This window comes from Sphingomonas sp. HT-1 (genome assembly GCF_048568905.1).
GTDB lineage: Bacteria > Pseudomonadota > Alphaproteobacteria > Sphingomonadales > Sphingomonadaceae > Sphingomonas.
In genome coordinates this window covers 1,167,949-1,186,385 of the sequence record NZ_CP183770.1, presented here as the reverse complement: position 1 = coordinate 1,186,385, position 18,437 = coordinate 1,167,949, and the positions used below count along the sequence as shown (strand labels likewise).

Here is an 18,437-nt window from a genome sequence, read left to right as displayed (position 1 = left end):
AACCGGCAACGTTGTCGGATGCGGGAGGGAGAGGAATGGGGCGTTTCATGTCGCTTGGCATGCTTGCGGTGCTGGCCGTTTCGGCCGCGCCTGCTATTGCGCTGGCGCAGAAGGCCACCCCCTATCGCTGGACCAATGTGACGGTGGGTGCCGGGGGTTATGCGCCGGGCATCGTCTTCAGCCCGGCCGAGCGGGGCCTTGCCTATCTGCGCACGGACATGGGCGGGGCCTATCGCTGGGATTCGGTGGCAATGCGTTGGGTGCCGCTGCAGGATTCCAATGCCGTATCCAGCTATATGGGGATTGAGAGCATTGCGCCCGATCCGCGCGACCCGGCAATCGTGTACATGGCTGCAGGGATGAGCGCACGCGCGCCGGCGGCGATCCTGCGCTCGGCCGATCGGGGCAAGACGTGGCGTGTGACGCCGGTGCCGTTCGAAATGGGCGGCAACGAAGCGGGCCGGGGGCTCGGCGAGCGCCTGGCGGTAGACCCGAACCGCACCAGCACCTTGTTCTTCGGATCGCGGCACGACGGCCTGTGGCGGAGCGATGATGCGGGTGCGCATTGGAACAAGGTTTCGTCGTTTCCGCTGTCGGGGCTAGGCACGCCGGCGCCGCGCCAGACCCATGGCGGCGTGGCATTCGTGGTGTTCGATCCCACTAGCGGCACGGCCGATCAGGGTTCGAAGCGAATCTGGGCAGGCGTCGCAGATCCCGGCGCCATGCATCTCTATCGCTCTGAAGATGGCGGAAAAAGCTGGATAGCGGTTTCCGGGCCCGCGCCGGAAATGCTGGCCGTAAAGGCCGCCATCACCAAGGATGGGACGCTCTACGTCGGCTACGCCAATGGCATCGGGCAGAGCGACGCGCTGCAAGGCGCGCTGTGGCGCTTCTCGCCCGAGGGCAAGGGACAGGCAGTCACGCCACCCGATCATCAAGAGGGCGGCATCCTGGGTGTCGCAGTGGCTGCCTCCGCAACGGGAATCATCGCGATCAGCACGCTGGATCGCTATCGCCTGGGGGACACGCTATGGCTGTCGCGCGACGGCGGGGCGCACTGGACCGATCTGGGGCCCAAAAGCCGCCGTGATGTTTCGGCGTCGCCGTTCCTGCTACACGAGGGAAAGGGTGCCGACTTCGGCCACTGGATCACCGGTCTTGCGATCGATCCGTTCGATCCTGCGCACATCGTCTATACTACCGGCGCGACTGTATATGCGACGTCGACGCTTGGCGCCGCCACGATCCAATGGGCACCCTGGGTGCGTGGCATCGAGCAGACGGCGATCATCACGCTGAGTTCCCCGACGGGTGGTGCGCATCTGGTTTCCGGCTTCGGGGACCTGGGCGGTTTCGTGCACGATGACTTTGCGACGTCGCCGCAGCCGACTTTCGCGAACCCGTATCTGTCGAACACCAACACCCTCGATTATGCCGGGCTGAAGCCGAACGTGATCGTGCGCAGCGGCAGTCTCTACGCCAACCGGCCGCGGGATGCCTCGCTCGGTCGGTCGGAAGATGGTGGTCGGAGCTGGGTGCCGGTGAAGGTACCGGCGATGGGCAGTCCGCCGGCGCGTGCTGACCTAAACGGCGAAGCGGCGGTCAGTGTATCGGCGGACGGCAGCGCGATGTTGGTGGCGGCGCCCGAACCTATGCTGACGCGCGACGGCGGCAAAAGCTGGGTGCGGGTGGAAGGCTTGCCGGGCAACACGCGGGCGACCGCCGACAAGGTCGATCCCGGGCGCTTCTATGCCGTGACCGACGCGCAACTGCTCGGCTCGCGTGATGGCGGTGCGCATTTTGTGGCGCTGCGAGGCCACGGCCTGCCGGCGAACCTGTCGGCAGCGCGCATCCATAACCGCGAGCAACAGTCGACGCTGATCGCTTCGCCGTTCGTGGCGGGCGAGCTCTGGCTCAAGCTCGGGGGGCAGCTTTGGCGCAGCACAGATGAAGGCGCATCGTTCCAGCCCGCCAGCGGCGCCCTGCAGGTCGATCTGTTCGGGCTCGGCAAGGGCAGCGGGCGGGTGCCGACGCTGTTTGCCGTTGGCACGATGGACGGGCTGCGTGCGGTCTGGCGCTCCGACGATCTTGGGAAAAAATGGATGCGGATCAACGATGACGGGCACCAATGGGGCCTGCGATTTCGTGTGATTTCAGGTGACCCGCGCATCGCGGGCCGGGTATATCTCGGCACTGACGGGCGCGGACTGTTCTATGGCGATCCGGCAGGGGAGAGGAAATGAAACCATTGCGCATTCATGGCGCGGCGCTTGCGGCGCTGCTCTCGGGCGCGCCGCTGGCAGTGATGGCGCAGACTGCCACGCCGGTGCCGCACATTCAGACGAAGAACGGGCGCCATGCGCTGATCGTCGACGGCGCGCCGTTCCTGATGCTGGGCGCGCAGGTGAACAATTCGAGCAACTACGCCGAGCCGCTGGCCACCACCTGGGAGGTGCTGGACCGCATCCACGCCAACACCGTGGAAGTGCCGATCGCCTGGCAGCAGGTGGAGCCGCGCGAGGGGCAGTTCGACCTCAGTTTCTTGCAGACACTGCTCGATCAGGCGCGCGCGCACGACAAGCGCGTGGTCCTGCTGTGGTTCGGAACCTGGAAAAACACGAGCTATAGCTACACCCCCGATTGGGTGAAGTTGGACGCGCAGCGCTTCCCGCGGATGAAGACGCGCGACGGCAAGGATCATGGTGTGCTGAGCGCGCATGGCGTGGAGACGCTGAAGGCCGATACGCGCGCTTTCGTCAAAGTGATGGAGTATTTGCGCGACCATGATCCGCAGAACACCGTGATCCTCGTCCAACCGGAGAACGAAACCGGCAGCTATCGCAACCCCCGCGATTATTCGGCCGAGGGCAACCGGCTGTTCGGGCAGACCATCCCGGTCGAACTCGCGAAGAAGACTGGCAAGCGCGGTACCTGGAGCCAAGCGTTCGGCGCGCAGGCGGACCGCGCGTTCAACAGCTGGTACGTCGCACGCTACGTCAATGCGATCGCGGCGGCGGGGAAGGCGGTGAAGGCGCTGCCGATGTATGTAAATGCGGCGCTCGCCGGCCCCTCCAACGTGCCCGACCCTAGCGGTGTAGCGAGCGGCGGGCCGCAGCAGGATGTGCTGGACATCTGGAAGGCAGCCGCCCCGGCGCTCGATTTCGCCGCACCTGATCTCTACGATCGCAGCAGCGAGAACGTCTCGCTCTACCTCGAAAAATATGCCCGTCCCGATAACGCGCTGATGGTGCCGGAGATCGGTAACGCGCGCGATTTCGCCCGCTTCTTCTACGAGGCGCTGGGCCGCGGCGCGATCGGCTTCGCGCCGTTCGGGATGGACGCGACGGGCTATTTCAACTTCCCGCTCGGCGCGCGCGACCTCGATCCGGCGACGGTGGATGCCTTCGCGCTGCCCTATCGCACGCTGGGCAGCATCGCGCGGGACTGGGCACGTATCGCCTATACCCGCCCGACCTGGGGCGTGGCCAAGCCGGACGACAACAAGCCGCGCAGCACCACGCTGGGCGGCTGGCAGATCACCGCCAGCTGGGGCGAGTGGCAGTTCGGCATGAAGGAGTGGACCTTCCTCAAGACCGATCCCGCACCCTGGGGCGCGGAGAAGATCGGCGGCGTGGCCGTCGCGCAGCTTTCCGACAACGAGTTCCTGGTGGTGGGCGACCATGTCCGCGTCACCTTCTCGGCAGCGGAAGGCAGCGCTCCCAACGGCATCATGCTGCGAGCCGAGGAAGGAACTTTCGTCGACGGCAAGTGGCAGACGACGCGAATCTGGAACGGCGACCAGACCGATTACGGGCTCAACCTGATCGATCGACCACAGGTTCTGAAGGTTACCATGGGCCGCTATCGTTGAGCGGCAGAAATAGAAGAAACGCAGGAGGTTTGGGCATGAAGAGGGTTTGGATTGCGGCGCTGCTGGCAGGCAGCGCGATGACGTCGGCGCAGGCGGCGCAGGAAAACGGCTATAGCCGCACCGACGGCGGGGTGGTGGTCACACCGACCGGCGGCGCTGCCGCCAGGGTGGAAGTGACCGTGCACGGCGACGGCATCTTCCATGTCGTGGCGCTGCCCAAGGGCGTCGATACCGGCACGCTCGCCCCCAGCCTGATGGCGCCCAATCCGCCGGCCGCCGGCGCGTTCGAGGTGTCCCAGGCGAATGGCCATGTGCTGGTGAAGGCCAAGCGCGCCACCGCCGATGTCGAGCTCGCCACCGGCCGTGTCCGCTTCACCGATGCCAAGGGCCGCGAGCTGCTCGCCGAATCCGGCCAGACCGCGTTCAAGCCGGTGACTGTCGAGGGCAAGCCGTTCGTCTCGATCAGCCAGCAGTTCAACCGCGGCACGGACGAGGGGCTGTACGGCCTCGGCCAGCACCAGAATGCGCAGATGAACTATAATGGCGAGGACGTCGAACTCGCCCAGCACAACATGGACATCGCCGTGCCGTTCGTCGTCTCGACGCGCAGCTACGGTCTGCTGTGGGACAATGCGAGCATCAGCCGTTTCGGCAATCCCAAGCCCTACACGCTGGTGGGCGAGGGGCTGAAGGTCTCCAGCGACGGCAAGCCCGGCTGGAAGGCTGAATATTTCCTCGACGGCAAACCGGCGGTCACCCGCCAGGAAGCCACGATCAACTACCAGTACATCAAGGACCAGAAGAACTGGCCGGAAGCGGCCAAGGCGCAGACCGTCGCGGCGACGGGCGGCCAGAACACCGCCGGCAACGCGGTGCAGAAGCAGACGGTGGTGTGGACCGGCGACCTCCAGCCGGAGGTGACCGGCACCCACAAGTTCCAGCTCTATGGCTCGAGCTACTACAAAGTCTATGCCGACGGGAAGCTGGTGCTCGATCGCTGGCGGCAGAACTGGAACCCCTGGTACGCCAATTTCGACCTGCCGATGGTCAAGGGCAAGCCGGTGCAGATCCGCATCGAGTGGGAGCCGAACGCCGGCTACATGGCGCTGCTCCACAATGACCCGCTGCCCGCGCAGGACCGCCATTCGGTGTGGTTCACCAGCGAGGTCGGCCAGGCCAAGAACTATTGGTTCGTGCCCGCCGACACGCTGGACGGCGTGATTGCCGGCTATCGCCAGATCACCGGCAAGGCCGAGATGATGCCCAAATGGGTCTATGGCTTCTGGCAGTCGCGTCAGCGCTACGACACCGCCGCCGAGGTGACCGGCGTGGTCGACAAGTACCGTTCGCTGAACATCCCGCTCGACAATATCGTACTCGACTGGCGCTACTGGCGCGACGACGACTGGGGCAGCCACAATTTCGATCCGACCCGCTTCGCCGATCCCAAGGCGATGATCGAGAAGGTCCACGATCAGCACGCGAACTTCATGATCTCGGTCTGGCCGAAATTCTATCCAACGACCGAGAACTACAAGGAACTGAATGCGGCCGGCGCCGCTTATCAGGGCAATCTGCGCCAGGGGAACAAGGATTGGGTGGGGCCGGGTTACGCCAGCACCTTCTACGATCCCTATTCGGCCGAAGGACGGCGGATTTTCTGGAAGCAGGTGCAGGCGAAGCTGGGCGTGCTAGGCACCGACGCGTGGTGGGCCGACGCCAGCGAACCAGACATGCACTCCAACCTTTCGATTCCAGAGCGTATCGACACGATGGGGCCGACCGCGATTGGGCCGGCGGAGCAGTATTTCAACAGCTATCCGTTGATGAACGCTCGTGCCTTCTTCGAAGGCTGGCACGGTTTCAAACCGGACGTGCGGCCGTTTCTGCTAACCCGTTCGGGTTTTGGTGGGCTGCAACGCTATGGCGCTGCAATCTGGTCCGGCGACGTCGCCAGCCGCTGGTATGATCTGCGCGCGCAGATTTCGGCCGGCGTCAACGCATCCATGTCGGGCATCCCGAATTGGACGCACGACATTGGCGGCTTCGCGCTGGAGGACCGGTTCGCGACCAAGACGCCGAAGCCGGAAGACCTCGCCGAATGGCGCGAGCTCAACCTGCGCTGGTTCCAGTTCGGTGCGTTCAGCCCGCTGTTCCGCAGTCACGGCGAGTTCCCGTACCGCGAGATCTACGAGATTTCGCCCGAGGGCTCGCCGATGCGCGCGTCGATGGTGTGGTACGACCAGCTTCGCTACCGGCTGATGCCGTACATCTACACGCTGGGCGCCGACACCTATATGAAGGACGGCAGCATCATGCGCGGGATGGCAATGGACTTCCCGGCGGACGCGAAGGCTCGCGATATCGACGACCAATATATGTTCGGCGATTCCTTCCTCGTCGCGCCGGTGACCGAGTACAAGGCGCGCAGCCGCACCGTGTACTTCCCGGGCGCAGGCACCTGGTACGACTTCGCAACCGCCAAGACCTATCGGGGAGGTACCGTCGCAGGGGTGGCGGCGCCCGAAACGAGGATGCCGCTGTTCGTCAAGGCCGGCGCGATCGTGCCGATGGGCCCGGTGACGCAGTATGTCGATCAGCAGCGCGATGCCCCGCTGACCATCACCGTCTATACTGGCGCGAACGGCCGGTTCTCGCTTTACGAGGACGACGGCCGCAGCGAACAGTACAAGTCGGGCGCGTTCAGCCGCATCCCGCTGACCTATGACGACAAGGCCGGCACGCTGACGATCGGCGCGCGCGAGGGCAAGGGCTGGTCGGGCATGCCCACAGCCCGCAGCTTGCGTGTGAAGTGGGTGAGCGCCGGAAAGCCGGTGACTGACGACAATGGCTTTGATACCGAAGTTCGGTATCAAGGTGGTCTTGTCGTGGTTCAGCGGAGGTAGCAATGATCGGATCAGGGTGGCGGCGTCGCGAAGTTTTGGCGGGGCTGGCCGCCCTGCCGGCAGTGGCGCGCGCACAAGTTGTGGCCCAGGGGCCGGTTCAGGCGAACTGGCCCTCGCTGGTGGCGAACTACCGCTACCCTGATTGGTTTCGCGATGCGAAGTTTGGCATCTGGTCGCACTGGGGGCCGCAATCGGTGCCCGAGCAGGGCGACTGGTATGGGCGGCATATGTACATTCAGGGCCACCCGGCCTCGGATTTCCATCGCAAGACCTATGGTCATCCCGCCGATGTCGGCTTCATGGAGGTGCAGAACCGCTGGACTGCCGAGCGTTGGGACCCCGACAGTCTCATGAAGCGCTTCGTCAAGGCAGGCGCCAAGTACTTCGTATCGCTGGCCTGCCATCACGACAATCTCGACTGCTATGACAGTACTCATCATGGCTGGAACAGCCTGCGGGTCGGGCCGAAGCGCGACGTGGTCGGCACCTGGGAGAAGGTGGCACGCGCGCACGGGCTGCGCTTCGGCGTTTCCAACCATGCCTCGCACAGCTGGCACTGGTACCAGACCGCGTATGGCTATGACGCCGAAGGTGTGCGCAAGGGCGAGCGCTACGACGCCTATCGCCTGACCAAGGCCGACGGCGCAGGCAAATGGTGGGAGGGACTGGACCCTCAGATCCTTTACACCGGCAAGCATATGCCCGCCCCCGACGGCATCGAGACGATGCAGGCAATGGGCAAGTGGCACGAGCAGCATGACGGCCAGTGGCTGGAAACCGTGCCCCCGGGGGACATGGACTATGCTCGCCGATGGTTGCTGCGCCAGGTGGACCTCGTGACCAAGTACAAGCCTGATTTTTGCTATTTTGACAATTACGAGCTGCCGTTCGGCCCGATCGGACTGGCAGCAGTGGCCGATTACTATAACCGCTCGATCGGGTGGCACGGCAAGGTCGACGTCGTCGCCACGGCCAAGAAGCTCAATCCTTATGCACGTTTCGGCCTGGTGCAGGACGTCGAGCGTGGCTTTTCCGACCATCTGTGGGACGAGCCGTGGCAAACCGACACCTGCCTGGGCGATTGGTTCTATCAACGGAGCCTCTATACCAACAAGGCGTATAAATCGGCGAACGACGTGCTGCAGCGGCTGGCCGACGTGGTGTCAAAGAACGGCAATCTGTTGCTTTCCGTACCTCAGCGCGGCGACGGTACGATCGACGCGGAAGAAGAGAAGATCCTCGACGATATCGGCGCCTGGATGGCGGTCAACGGCGAGGCCGTGTTCGGCAGCCGGCCGTGGCAGGTGTATGGCGAAGGGCCGACCCAGCTTGCCGCGGGGATGCAGAACGAACACGCATTCAAAGGCTTCACCGAACAGGATGTGCGCTTCACCACCAAGGGCGACGCGCTGTACCTGTTCTTCCTCAAGGCCCCGAGCGCGCCGGTGACCGTGCAGGCGTTGGGGCCGAAGGCCGGCCGCGTGGCACGGGCGCGGCTGCTTGGCGGTGGCGATGTGGCGTTCCGGCAGAGCGCTGCTGGTTTGACGATTACGTTACCCCACGGGCTCGGCATTGTTCCCGTGGTGAGGATTGATGGGCTACGCCGCACCTGAACCTTGCCCCATGCTGCTAATCGGGGGAAGCACGGGGGCACCGGCGCCGCATTGGCTGCCAACGTCCTACGATTGCGGCGTTGGGCATCGAACCAACTTGCTTAGGTGGTGCGACCAATCGCTGTCACCTGTCCCCCAAGGCTAATTAGGGCACTTTCGGCCGCTCCGCCGCCGCCGTCCACAGCAGCGTCGGTACATCCGTTGACGTGACCCCCGTTTTTTCCTCCATTTGGAGCTAGAGTCCGGCCCCGGAAAGGGACGGACAGATGAAGCGGAAGCAGTTTTCGGAAGAGCAGATCATCGGCATCCTGAAGGAAGCCGAAGCAGGCGCGGTGGTGACGGATCTGTGCCGGCGGCATGGTATGTCGAGCGCGACCTATTACGCTTGGAAGGCCAAGTTCGGTGGCCTGGAGGTATCCGATGCGAAGCGGCTGCGGGCGCTCGAGGAGGAGAACGCCCGACTCAAGCGGCTGCTGGCGGACACGATGCTCGACAATGCAGGTCTGAAGGACCTGCTCACAAAAAATGGTGACGCCTGCCGCGAAGCGGGAAGCGGTCGCGTATCTCCAGACGGCGCTGGGGATGAGCGAGCGGCGGGCGTGCACTGTCGTCGGTGCGGATCGCACGAGCATGCGGTATCGCTCGTGCCGGGAGGATGATGGCGACCTGCGGTCGTGTCTGCGCGAGCTTGCGCAGCAACGCCGACGGTCCGGCTATCGGCGGCTGCACATCCTGCTGCGCCGGGACGGCATCACGATCAACCGCAAGAAGACCCAGCGGCTTTACCGCGAAGAGGGTTTGACGGTGCGTTGCAGGAAGGGCCGCAAGCGCGCCGTCGGCGCGCGGGCACCTGCGCCCGTGCTGGCGCTCCCCAACCAGCGCTGGAGCCTGGACTTCGTCCATGATCAGATGGCCACGGGTCGCCGGTTCCGCATCCTCAACATCGTCGACGACGTGACGCGGGAGTGCTTACGGGCGGTGCTCGACACGTCGATCTCGGGCAAGCGGGTGGTGCGCGAACTGGCCGCTCTAATCGCCGAGCGCGGCGCGCCCAGGATGATTGTCAGCGACAACGTCCTAGGTCGGGAAGCAGCGGCGGAAAACGGCCAGCAGGTCTCGTTGCGCCGATGGCGATCAGCGCTATGCGGTTCTGATCCAGATGGCTTCCATCGTCAAGGAAAGCGCTCTCGGCCATAGCAAACACAGGATCCAGCGTCCGAGCCGGTCGTGGTCCTCACCGTCCTTAAAATGAGATGCGGATGCCAGATGGAAGGCCCGAACATTATCTACAGGGTCGCCGTAGCGCCCTCACGGCACAGCAGAGAGGGGTCCTTCCATCTGGTGTCCGCCCGTTCGACGAACGGACGGTACTCGGTTCCCGTTTTGATGACGGCGTGCGCGACGCGCGCCATCTTGGCGGTGAGTGCGGTCATGGCCTTGCGGCGGCGATCCGGGTCGTTGCCGTGTCCGGCCACGTACCGACCCAGCTTGTCGCGGAAGCTGTTGTCGCGCTGGCGAATGGCAACCTGAGTCGCCATCCAGAAGGTGCGGCGTAGCCGGGCGTTGCCATACTTCGACAGCTTGGTCTTACCGCGGAATGTGCCGGACTGGCAGGTCGCGAGATCAAGTCCGCAGAACTTGAGGAACTGCCGGTGGTGGGCGAAGCGGCGAAGATCGCCGGCTTCGGCAAGGATGGTCAGCGCGTTGATCGGCCCGATCCCGGGAATCAGGCGCAGGAGCTGATAATCGCGGTTGTCGCTGAGCAAGGCATGGGCCGTTCGCTCGATCTCGTCGCGTTGGCGGATCAGGCCTCGAGCCTGGGCGATGACCATGCGGAACATGGCTATCGCCACGCTGTCTTCGTCGACCGGCAGGGCCACGGAAGCACAGGCTGTCGCGTAAATATCGTTGATCAGCCGGGCCTTGGAGACCTTGCGACCGACTAATGGCCAGACCTCGTTCGTGAATGCCTCCTGGCCCAGTGATGTCATGCTCGCTGGCGTGGGGAAGCGCTCGAGCAAGGCCAGGAACCAATCGGACCGGCTGTTGCCAGCGAAGCGCTCGATCTCCGGAAAGTACAACGGCAGGTAGTGGGTCAGGATCCGGTGCCAGGTCTGGGTCTTGGCCTTGGAAATGGCCTCGTGCGTCTTCGACATCTCCTGCAGATCGTTGATGCCGGCGGCGAGCGGGTCGACATAGCGCTGGGTGGCGCCGATCCGCAGCATGTGCAGGATCACCTGCGCGTCTTTGGAATCGTTCTTATCCCAGCCATTGTGCAACGCCTCACGGGTCCGGGCCAGCGCGACCGACGAAATCAACCGCAGCTCGAAGCCCGCGGCCAGCAGCCGGTGCGCCAGGGTGCGATGGTAGTTACCGGTCGCTTCAAAGCCGACGACAATCCGCCGCCCGATCTCTCCAAGGTCCGCTGCGAGGCGATCGTAGTCCGCCTTGGTTGCCATCACGGTCATCCGCCGCCGGCGACCGCCTTCCGGACGTTCGATCAGCACCTCTTGGCGATGCTTTGACATATCGATGGCTACCAGCACGGCGTCGGTGGGGTTAGAACTGCGCTTGGTCATGGTCGGTCAATCTCCAAAGTGTTGAGTCGACAACTTCACTTTAGAGATCTGCTGGCCGGTCATGGCCGCCTTGATGAAGCCCGCGGGCGCTACGCGCCCTTGCCTTCAACAAGGCAATCCGGCTCTTCGCGGGATCGGTTCCCAATGTGCTACGGAACCGAGCTCACCTCTAACGCGGTGCTGGCGTGGTCGGGCGATGCCGGTGTCGAGTGGCACTATATCGCGCCGGGCAAGCCGACGCAGAACGGGTTCGTCGAGAGCTTCAACGGTCGCATGCGCGACGAGCTGCTAAACGAGACGCTGTTCTTCACGGTCCGCCAGGCGCGCTCGATCCTCGCGCGCTGGGTCGATGATTACAACACCGAGCGGCCGCACTCCTCGCTCGGCTACGCCACACCGGCGGCGTTCGCCGCCGAACTCGAAAAGCAACGGGCGGGGTTAACCCCGCCCGTTGCTTCGCCCGCGCTCCTGCGCGACAATAACGGTCGGTCCTGGTTGCAGCTGGATGAAAGACAGGGGTCACGTCACCGTCACGAAGCGGTCCAGCACGCTGTCTGCGATCTGGATCAAGCCATCGAACCGGATCGCGCCCTTGATCGTCGGTATCGCGGCGGCTGCTGTGGCAAGCTGCTGCGCCTCTGCGAAATAGCGCGTGGCGGCGGGCTCGCGACGGTTAGCCGCGTCTAGCCCGGCGGCGGTAAGCTGCAAGACGCGTCCCCAGACTTGCATGGCATCCAGCCATGGTCGCGACTGCTCAACGAAACGGTGGTCTACGGTCGCCGCGCGGATGCTAGCCGGCGCGCGGGCGAAATCGTCCGCGATATCGACGAATGCGCTGAGTGCAGCCTGACGAGCAGCTTCGTTTCCTCCCTCGAGCGCCGCGCGGACGCCGTCGAATGCTGCCTTCAGGGCAGGGGCTTGTTCCTGCCAGGGGTGGCTGCCGAAGGTAGGGGCCAGATGCTGCGTGTCGAAAAAGACCAGCAGCGAGTGGGGGGCGCGATCGTCCCCGCCGGCGACCTCGCTAGCGGCATATTGCCAGACGAGGTCGGCGTCATAGCCCCGATCGTTCCACGCGAACGCGGCCACGCCAGTTATCGCAACGCGGGTCGGCACTTCCTGGTTCATGGGATTGGAAAGGATGCCGGCTAATTCGCTAGCTAGATAGGCCCGGCTCGCGGCGGGTATAGGGCGCGAGTGTTAGACGTCCCTGGTGGTCGCATAATCGTTGACCGGATAATTGTCCCACAACAACGTTTTGCGCCCGAACGCCTCTTGGGCCGCCTTGGCGTCATTGATCGAAATGGATTGCGGGACGACATCCGTTCCCGTCCACTGCACGACGATCTGCGAATCCAGCTGCTTGCCGAGCCCACTCTTATAGCTGCTTCCCTTAGTTTCGTAATATTCGGTGGGCACCATGATTGAACCGCACCGGGTCTGCCGGAGGCATTGGGTTGTGAGTCACGCTGCCATATCGATGCGGTCCTTCGAAGCCGTCGAGTACGCCACGCTCGAATGGGTGGACTGGTTCAACCACCGGCGGCTGCTCGAGCCTATCGGCAACATCCCGCCTGCCGAAGCCGAAGAACAATATTATGCTGCCGCCGGCAACATCGATATGGCAGCGTGACTCACAACCCAATGCCTCCGGCAGACCCGGTGCGGTTCACTATTCGCTAGAACGATCCAGAAGGACTTTTCGGCAAATGGCCAGTTTTTCTCGCTCGCGATCGCTAACAGCGCAGGAATTGAATGACTGCTTTTCGGGTGGAAGCCTCCATTCAGTGGACAGATTTCGAATGGCAGGAAATGGGACGAAGCGGTCGTTCCAGAGCGATAGATCGAACGGCAGCCCTCACCAGGAGCCGACTTTCGGCAGCTGCATGGCCGGCATCCCAGAACGACAGAATGCGAGCCGGTACACGAGGCCGCTGCGCGGCTTTCGTGATGGCGATGACCAGCATGGCTATGTTGCCGGGCCGCATGAGGAGTTTCCTCTTCGATCTCCTCCCGGTGCACGATATCCACGCGGATCGGCTCGTCCTGCACGCGGCTGCCTGTTCGCGTTGCCTGCACGACGATCTCAGGACTTTACGGGCATCGGCCTGCGCAAGCGCCAGCGTCGGCGGTAGCTCCGAGAAGCAGCAGGAAATGCTGGGATTCATCGACCCACACGCTCGAAAAATAGCCTTCAATACCACCCCCCGTTCGATCCAAATTGGGATCACGGGCGCTTCATTGGGTCTGTAGCAACTACAGGGTAAAGCGGCTTGATCAACGCTTGACTTGCTATTGATTGGCGTTCGCAGCGCTGCTAGGCGTTCTCCATAATCAGAATGGGGATCGACGTGACAAACAGGCATGCGCCGGTGGTTCTGGCGTTTGGGGCGATAGTCGGTGTGGGCATGGCGCATTCCGCTGCAGCACAGACCACCACTAGCGACAGTGACGCGAAAGAAACGATCGTCGTCGTCGGCCAGCGCAGCCAAGCCTATGTCAGCGACGTTGCCACCGCGCCGCTGCGCATCGATGCTTCGATACTGGAAACGCCGGTGTCTGTCTCAACGGTGACGGACAAGCTATTGACAGATCGCGGGCTGACCAACCTCAACGCTGCCGGTGACACGGTCGCCGGGGTGCAGCGTCAGACCGGCTATGGCTATGCCTTCTCCACTTCCTACGTCATTCGCGGATTCCGTACCGATGGGGCCGCAAGCACCATCAACGGCTATCGAGAGTTCGGCTTCACCACGGCGCGCGACCCGATCAACATCGCCCGAGTCGAGTTTCTGAAGGGGCCGGCGTCGGTCCTGTATGGCAGCTCGTTCGCCGTAGGCGGGCTCGTCAACTATGCCACCAAGACACCCGTCGACGAGACCTTCGCGGAAATCTCGGGCCAAGCCGGCGACATCGACCTGCGCCGCCTGACGATCGATGCCAATCTGGCGGACAGCCAGCAGCGTGGCGGCCTGCGCGTCACCGGGGCAATCGGGCAGGAGGGACAGCTTCAAACCTTCCGCGAACGATCCTATCGCTTCGGCAGTGCCGTCGGCACGTGGCGCCTCGCCCCGGATGTGAAAATGCTGGTCGAGGGCTATGGCTTCGACGGCGATACTGCGGCGCGGGACGGAGACGGCTATTATCCCGATGCCGTGTTCCTGAGCGTGCCCCGCGACTTCAAGACCGGCGAGCGCTTCTCGCGCGGCAATCAGTGGAGCTGGGGCGGACGGACCGAACTGGAATGGAACCTCGATGCCGATACGAGCCTGCGCGGTGGCGCCTTCTACAACAAGGCGGGACAATCCTATTTCGGGGTGCGGCCGGACTTCAGCGAACCCATTTCCGCCGACGGTCGCTTCCTCAACCGCAACGCCTCGCGCGGGAGCGACAAGCAGCAGGATCTGACGCTGCTGTCGGAGCTGCGCACCGGCGTGACCACCGGCCCGGCGCGGCACAAACTGTTGGTGGGTGTCAGCTACAGCGACTATGATTTCGGGCCGTACGAGTTTTTCGACGCCCCCCTGGCGCCGCTGGAGATTGCCAACCCGATCTATGGCCTGCCAGAGCCGCGCGCCGATCAGTTCGTCAGCAATTATCCGGCGCAGTCTTACGGCGCGCAGTCCACGGCGGTGTACCTGCAGGATTTCGTAGAGCTCGGCCCGCAGGTGCGGCTGCTGGCGGGGCTACGCTACGACGAGGTACGCTCGCGCTACGAAGATGTGACGCAGGTCTTCAACCGGCAGACGGAAAACGCCTGGTCGCCTCGTCTGGGATTTGTCTATCTACCCGTTCCAAGCCTGTCGCTGTTCGCCAGCTGGAGCCGCTCGTTCGTACCGAACAGCTTCGGTCGGTCCGCCGATGGCGGCCTATTCGTCCCCGAGCGCGGCGTGCAGTCGGAAGTGGGCGCGAAGCTGGAGATGCTGGGAGGCAGGCTGTTCGCGACCGCTGCCCTGTTCGAACTCAAGCGCCGCAATATTCTGACGACTGATCCGAACGATCCGAACTTCAGCATCGCGGTTGGGGAACAGCGCAGCCAAGGCGTGGAGCTGGAATTGCAGGGCACGCCCATGACCGGGCTGCAGCTCACGGCAGCCTATAGCTATACCGATGCGAAGGTGACGCGCGATAACGATGCCTCGCTGGTTGGCGATCGCCTGCCGCTCGCTGCGCGCCATGTCGGGAGCCTCTGGGGGCGGTATGACACGCGCCTGACGCGCAGCTGGAATGTCGGCGTCGGCGGGGGCGTCTTCGCTTCCACCAGCCGACAGGCAACCCTGCCGAACAATGCCCTGACGCTTCCCGGCTATACCCGGGTGGACGGTGCCCTGTATTTCACCGGCCAGAAGGGGCTCCGCGCGCAGATCAACGTCGATAACCTGTTCGACGCCCGGATCATCGATAGCGGCGGCTTCTTCCTGCTGCCGCAACCCGGGCGGACGGTCCGCATGGGTATCACCATCGGCTTTTGATGAACAAACGGCATCCACGACGGGTCTTGCGCGCGGCACATCGCTGGCTGGGACTTGTCGTGGGCCTTGCGTTCATCCTTCTGGGATTGACCGGCAGTTTGCTGGTATTCCACCGCGAGATCGATCACTTCCTGCTGAACCGCGATTGGTGGCGGGTGGAGCGCGCGGCGCCTTCTCTGACGCTTGCCGAACTCGCCCTCCGCCTGCGCGAGCAGCGGCCTAGCGCGAAAGGCGTGGGGGTCGACCGCCCCGCCTTCTCCGGCAGCGCGCCGAGTGGCTATTATGAAGTTCCAGGTGCCAGCGGCGAGACCCGGTTCATGATCGCCGCGCTTGATCCGGCAACCGGGCGGATTCGGGGTGAATATGCTTGGGGGGTGCTGCCACCGGGGCGGCGCAACTTCATGTCTGTCGTCTATCGCCTGCACTATGAGCTGCTCGCCGGTGCGACCGGCCTGACGCTCGTAGGCGTATTGGGATTGGCCACGCTGCTGCTCTTGGCCATCGGCTTGTATCTTTGGTGGCCCCGGCCTAGGCGCTGGCGGCAGTCGCTCCGCCTCAAACCCGGCGCGCCCCCGGTTCGGCGGCAGTTCGACCTACATGGCATTTTCGGTGCGCTGGGCGGCCTCGGGCTGGGCATTATTGCCTTGTCTGGCGCCTACATGGCGTTGCCGGGACCGTTTCGCGCCGCCATCGGCGCCGTCACGCACCTTACGCCATTTCCGCAAACGCCGCATATAACAGCCCTGACCGCCGCCCCGCCGGCCCGTGTCGAGGCAGCCATTCGCCCCTCGCTCGAACATGCCCGCTACGACAGCTTCGCGCTGGGCGACGCCGGCCAGCCGCATCGCCTCACATTCAGGGAGCCCGGCGACCCGCGAACCGACTATGGCAGCACCGTCATTTTCGCCGATCCCGCGGATGGCCATGTTCTCGCCCATCATTCCCCCGCCCGCATGTCCACGGCCGACTTGGTGCTGCGCTTCCAGTTCCCGCTTCACAACGGCCAAGCGCTCGGTCAGGCGGGTCGGATACTGGTCGCTGTGCTCGGCATCTTGCCCATCGGCCTGTTCGTAACCGGGCTACGCCTCTGGTGGCTCCGGCGCTCGGCACGCTCCCGCGCCTCAAAGGCTCCGCAACGGGCCACCGCGTGATGTTGCGCAGAGCGGGGGCGAAAGATGAAAAGCAATCGCCCGAACACGGGACTGCAGCCGTGCGGCTGCTTGAAGGCCTTACTGAACTCAGCGACTACTTTTGGGAATAGCCGCCGTTCGCAGGTCCTTCGCTTAACGACGTAATCTGGTCGGCAGGCGCCGCAAGCGAACGCCGGATCGTGGGACATTTATGCCGTCCCTCGCGACTTGTCGACCGGCAGGTTTTGGTCGAGGCTGTGTAGAAACGCTCCCGAGGTGTAAGGCGCGCGGTGGGGCTCGGAAGGCCGCGGTTACAAAAATGCCAGGTCTTCGCGCCGGCCTTTCAGGTGCGGATTGCTGCAATGAGCGGCTGAATGCCCATGATCTGGATCATTCGCTTCATATTGTAGGCCAGCACGCACAAGCTCATCTCGGTTCTGACGTTGTGGAGCGTCTTGGTCAGAAAATGGGTGCTGCCCATCCAGGATTTGAGCGTACCAAAGACATGCTCGACGGTTCGGCGACGGATGCCCATGGCATTGGGTAATAGGTCCAGCCGCTTTTGCATGGCATCAATGACCGCCTCATGCTTCCATCGTTTGACGCGCTTCACTTTTTCAGTGGTACAGCGCGGTCGCAATGCGCAGCCATGGCAGGCGCTCAGGTTGCGGTAATGGTCGATGTCGCCGTGATGATCCGACCGCGTACGTGCCTTGGTCAGATATTCCCCTGCCGGGCAGGTATAGTGGTCGTGGTCGGCATCGTACACGAAGTCGGCCTTGGTGAATAAGCCGCGCTGGGCCTTGCCGGACGTGTCGGTTCTGGGCACGCAGGGCAAAATGCCGGTGCCTTCGCATTCCAGCACCTGTTCGCCGTTCATATAGCCGCGATCGGCCAGGACGGTGATCTCGGGTGCGGCAATGGCAGCTTGCGCTTGCCGGCTCATCGGCGCGAGTTGCGCCCGATCATTGCCCTCGTTCACCACTTCGTGCGCGACAATGAGGTGATGTTCGGCATCCACCGCTGCCTGCAGGTTGTAGCCGACAATGCCAGTGCCGCGACCACTGCTGTTCATGGACCTGGCATCCGGATCGGTCAGCGACACCTGATGATCGGGCGCCGCTTCGACCTGTGCGGCCATTTCCTTCAGGAACCGCATCTGGCCGCGCAAGCCCGCGATCTTCTCGCGGATCTGTTCGACCCGCGCTTGCGGAACGTCGCTGGTCTCACGATCGGCACGATCGAGGGCCGCAAGGTAGCGCTCGATGCTGGCCTCGACTTGCTCGATCCGCTTGGCCGCCTTGTGTTCTGTGTAGTTGCGATCCCGGTTGTTCACCGCTTTGAACTTGCTGCCGTCGATCGCGACGGTCGCCTGTCCGAACAGGCTCAATTGTCGGCACAGCACCACAAACTGGCTGCAGACCGCCCGGATTGCGGCACCATTGTCCCGTCGAAAGTTGGCGATCGTCTTGAAGTCCGGTGCCAATCGACCGGTAAGCCACATCAGCTCGACATTGCGCTGCGCTTCGCGCTCCAGGCGCCGGCTCGACTGGATCCGGTTCAGATAGCCGTAGAGGTAGATCTTGAGCATCGTCGACGGATGATAGGCTGGCCGCCCGGTATGCGCTGGCGTCGCCCCGGCAAAGCCAACTGCCACCAGATCCAGCTCATCGATAAACGCCTCGACAACCCGAACCGGGTTATCTTCAGATACATAATCATCGAGCGATGCCGGCAGCAGAAAATCCTGCCGACGGTCTTGTTCTTCCACGAAACGGCCCATCGGCAAGCCTCCCGAAATCCCGGGAAAGTCTACCACGAAACAGCGTTTCTACACAGCCTCGGTCAGCAGCGGACATTCGGCATTTC

8 protein-coding genes and 5 pseudogenes are annotated in these 18,437 nt (G+C 63.6%); 10 read left to right on the top strand and 3 right to left on the bottom strand.

Annotation, left to right across the window (positions count from 1 at the left end):
• Window positions 1-35: 35 nt before the first annotated feature.
• The 5 genes and pseudogenes from ACNFJ7_RS05625 to ACNFJ7_RS05605 all read left to right on the top strand — a co-directional run.
• Entirely contained in the window at window positions 36-2,243 is a 2,208-nt protein-coding gene (locus tag ACNFJ7_RS05625; RefSeq protein ID WP_236704493.1) for a WD40/YVTN/BNR-like repeat-containing protein, read from the top strand.
• Window positions 2,240-3,871 (top strand): DUF5597 domain-containing protein, encoded by a 1,632-nt coding sequence (locus ACNFJ7_RS05620; protein ID WP_050990179.1) that lies wholly within the window; start codon window positions 2,240-2,242, stop codon window positions 3,869-3,871. Before ACNFJ7_RS05625 ends, ACNFJ7_RS05620 begins: the two co-directional genes overlap by 4 nt.
• 35 nt (window positions 3,872-3,906) lie before the next feature.
• Window positions 3,907-6,777 (top strand): TIM-barrel domain-containing protein, encoded by a 2,871-nt coding sequence (locus ACNFJ7_RS05615; protein ID WP_019370042.1) that lies wholly within the window; start codon window positions 3,907-3,909, stop codon window positions 6,775-6,777.
• A 2-nt stretch (window positions 6,778-6,779) separates the two neighbouring features.
• Window positions 6,780-8,390 carry an alpha-L-fucosidase gene (locus ACNFJ7_RS05610; RefSeq protein WP_019370041.1) on the top strand — a complete coding sequence of 537 codons (1,611 nt, stop codon included), beginning with the start codon at window positions 6,780-6,782 and terminating at the stop codon, window positions 8,388-8,390.
• A gap of 266 nt (window positions 8,391-8,656) precedes the next feature.
• Window positions 8,657-9,464, top strand: a pseudogene (locus tag ACNFJ7_RS05605) (IS3 family transposase); the annotation flags it as partial.
• Window positions 9,465-9,672: 208 nt separating this feature from the next.
• Here the strand turns inward: ACNFJ7_RS05605 and ACNFJ7_RS05600 are convergent.
• Window positions 9,673-10,969 (bottom strand): annotated as a pseudogene (locus ACNFJ7_RS05600) (IS110 family transposase).
• A 153-nt stretch (window positions 10,970-11,122) separates the two neighbouring features.
• On the opposite strand from ACNFJ7_RS05600, the pseudogene ACNFJ7_RS05595 reads away from it, so the two are divergent.
• Window positions 11,123-11,389, top strand: a pseudogene (locus ACNFJ7_RS05595) (integrase core domain-containing protein); the annotation flags it as partial.
• 99 nt (window positions 11,390-11,488) lie between these two features.
• On the opposite strand, the pseudogene ACNFJ7_RS05590 reads toward ACNFJ7_RS05595, so the two are convergent.
• A pseudogene (locus ACNFJ7_RS05590) lies at window positions 11,489-12,385 on the bottom strand (beta-N-acetylglucosaminidase domain-containing protein).
• A gap of 64 nt (window positions 12,386-12,449) precedes the next feature.
• On the opposite strand from ACNFJ7_RS05590, the pseudogene ACNFJ7_RS05585 reads away from it, so the two are divergent.
• The 4 genes and pseudogenes from ACNFJ7_RS05585 to ACNFJ7_RS05570 form a co-directional block, all read left to right on the top strand.
• A pseudogene (locus tag ACNFJ7_RS05585) lies at window positions 12,450-12,599 on the top strand (IS3 family transposase); the annotation flags it as partial.
• 317 nt (window positions 12,600-12,916) lie between these two features.
• The gene (locus tag ACNFJ7_RS05580; protein ID WP_019370036.1) at window positions 12,917-13,219 is read left to right on the top strand and encodes a hypothetical protein; all 303 of its coding nucleotides are present in this window, start codon (window positions 12,917-12,919) and stop codon (window positions 13,217-13,219) included.
• Window positions 13,220-13,374: 155 nt separating this feature from the next.
• The gene (locus ACNFJ7_RS05575; RefSeq protein ID WP_019370035.1) at window positions 13,375-15,438 is read left to right on the top strand and encodes a TonB-dependent siderophore receptor; all 2,064 of its coding nucleotides are present in this window, start codon (window positions 13,375-13,377) and stop codon (window positions 15,436-15,438) included.
• An 86-nt stretch (window positions 15,439-15,524) separates the two neighbouring features.
• Window positions 15,525-16,589, top strand: a complete 1,065-nt coding sequence (locus ACNFJ7_RS05570) for a PepSY-associated TM helix domain-containing protein (RefSeq protein WP_236704465.1) — start codon at window positions 15,525-15,527, stop codon at window positions 16,587-16,589.
• A gap of 322 nt (window positions 16,590-16,911) precedes the next feature.
• On the opposite strand, the gene ACNFJ7_RS05565 is transcribed toward ACNFJ7_RS05570, so the two are convergent.
• On the bottom strand, window positions 16,912-18,351 hold the full coding sequence (locus ACNFJ7_RS05565) for an IS1182 family transposase (RefSeq protein ID WP_019371202.1): 1,440 nt from the start codon (window positions 18,349-18,351) through the stop codon (window positions 16,912-16,914).
• Window positions 18,352-18,437: the final 86 nt, after the last annotated feature.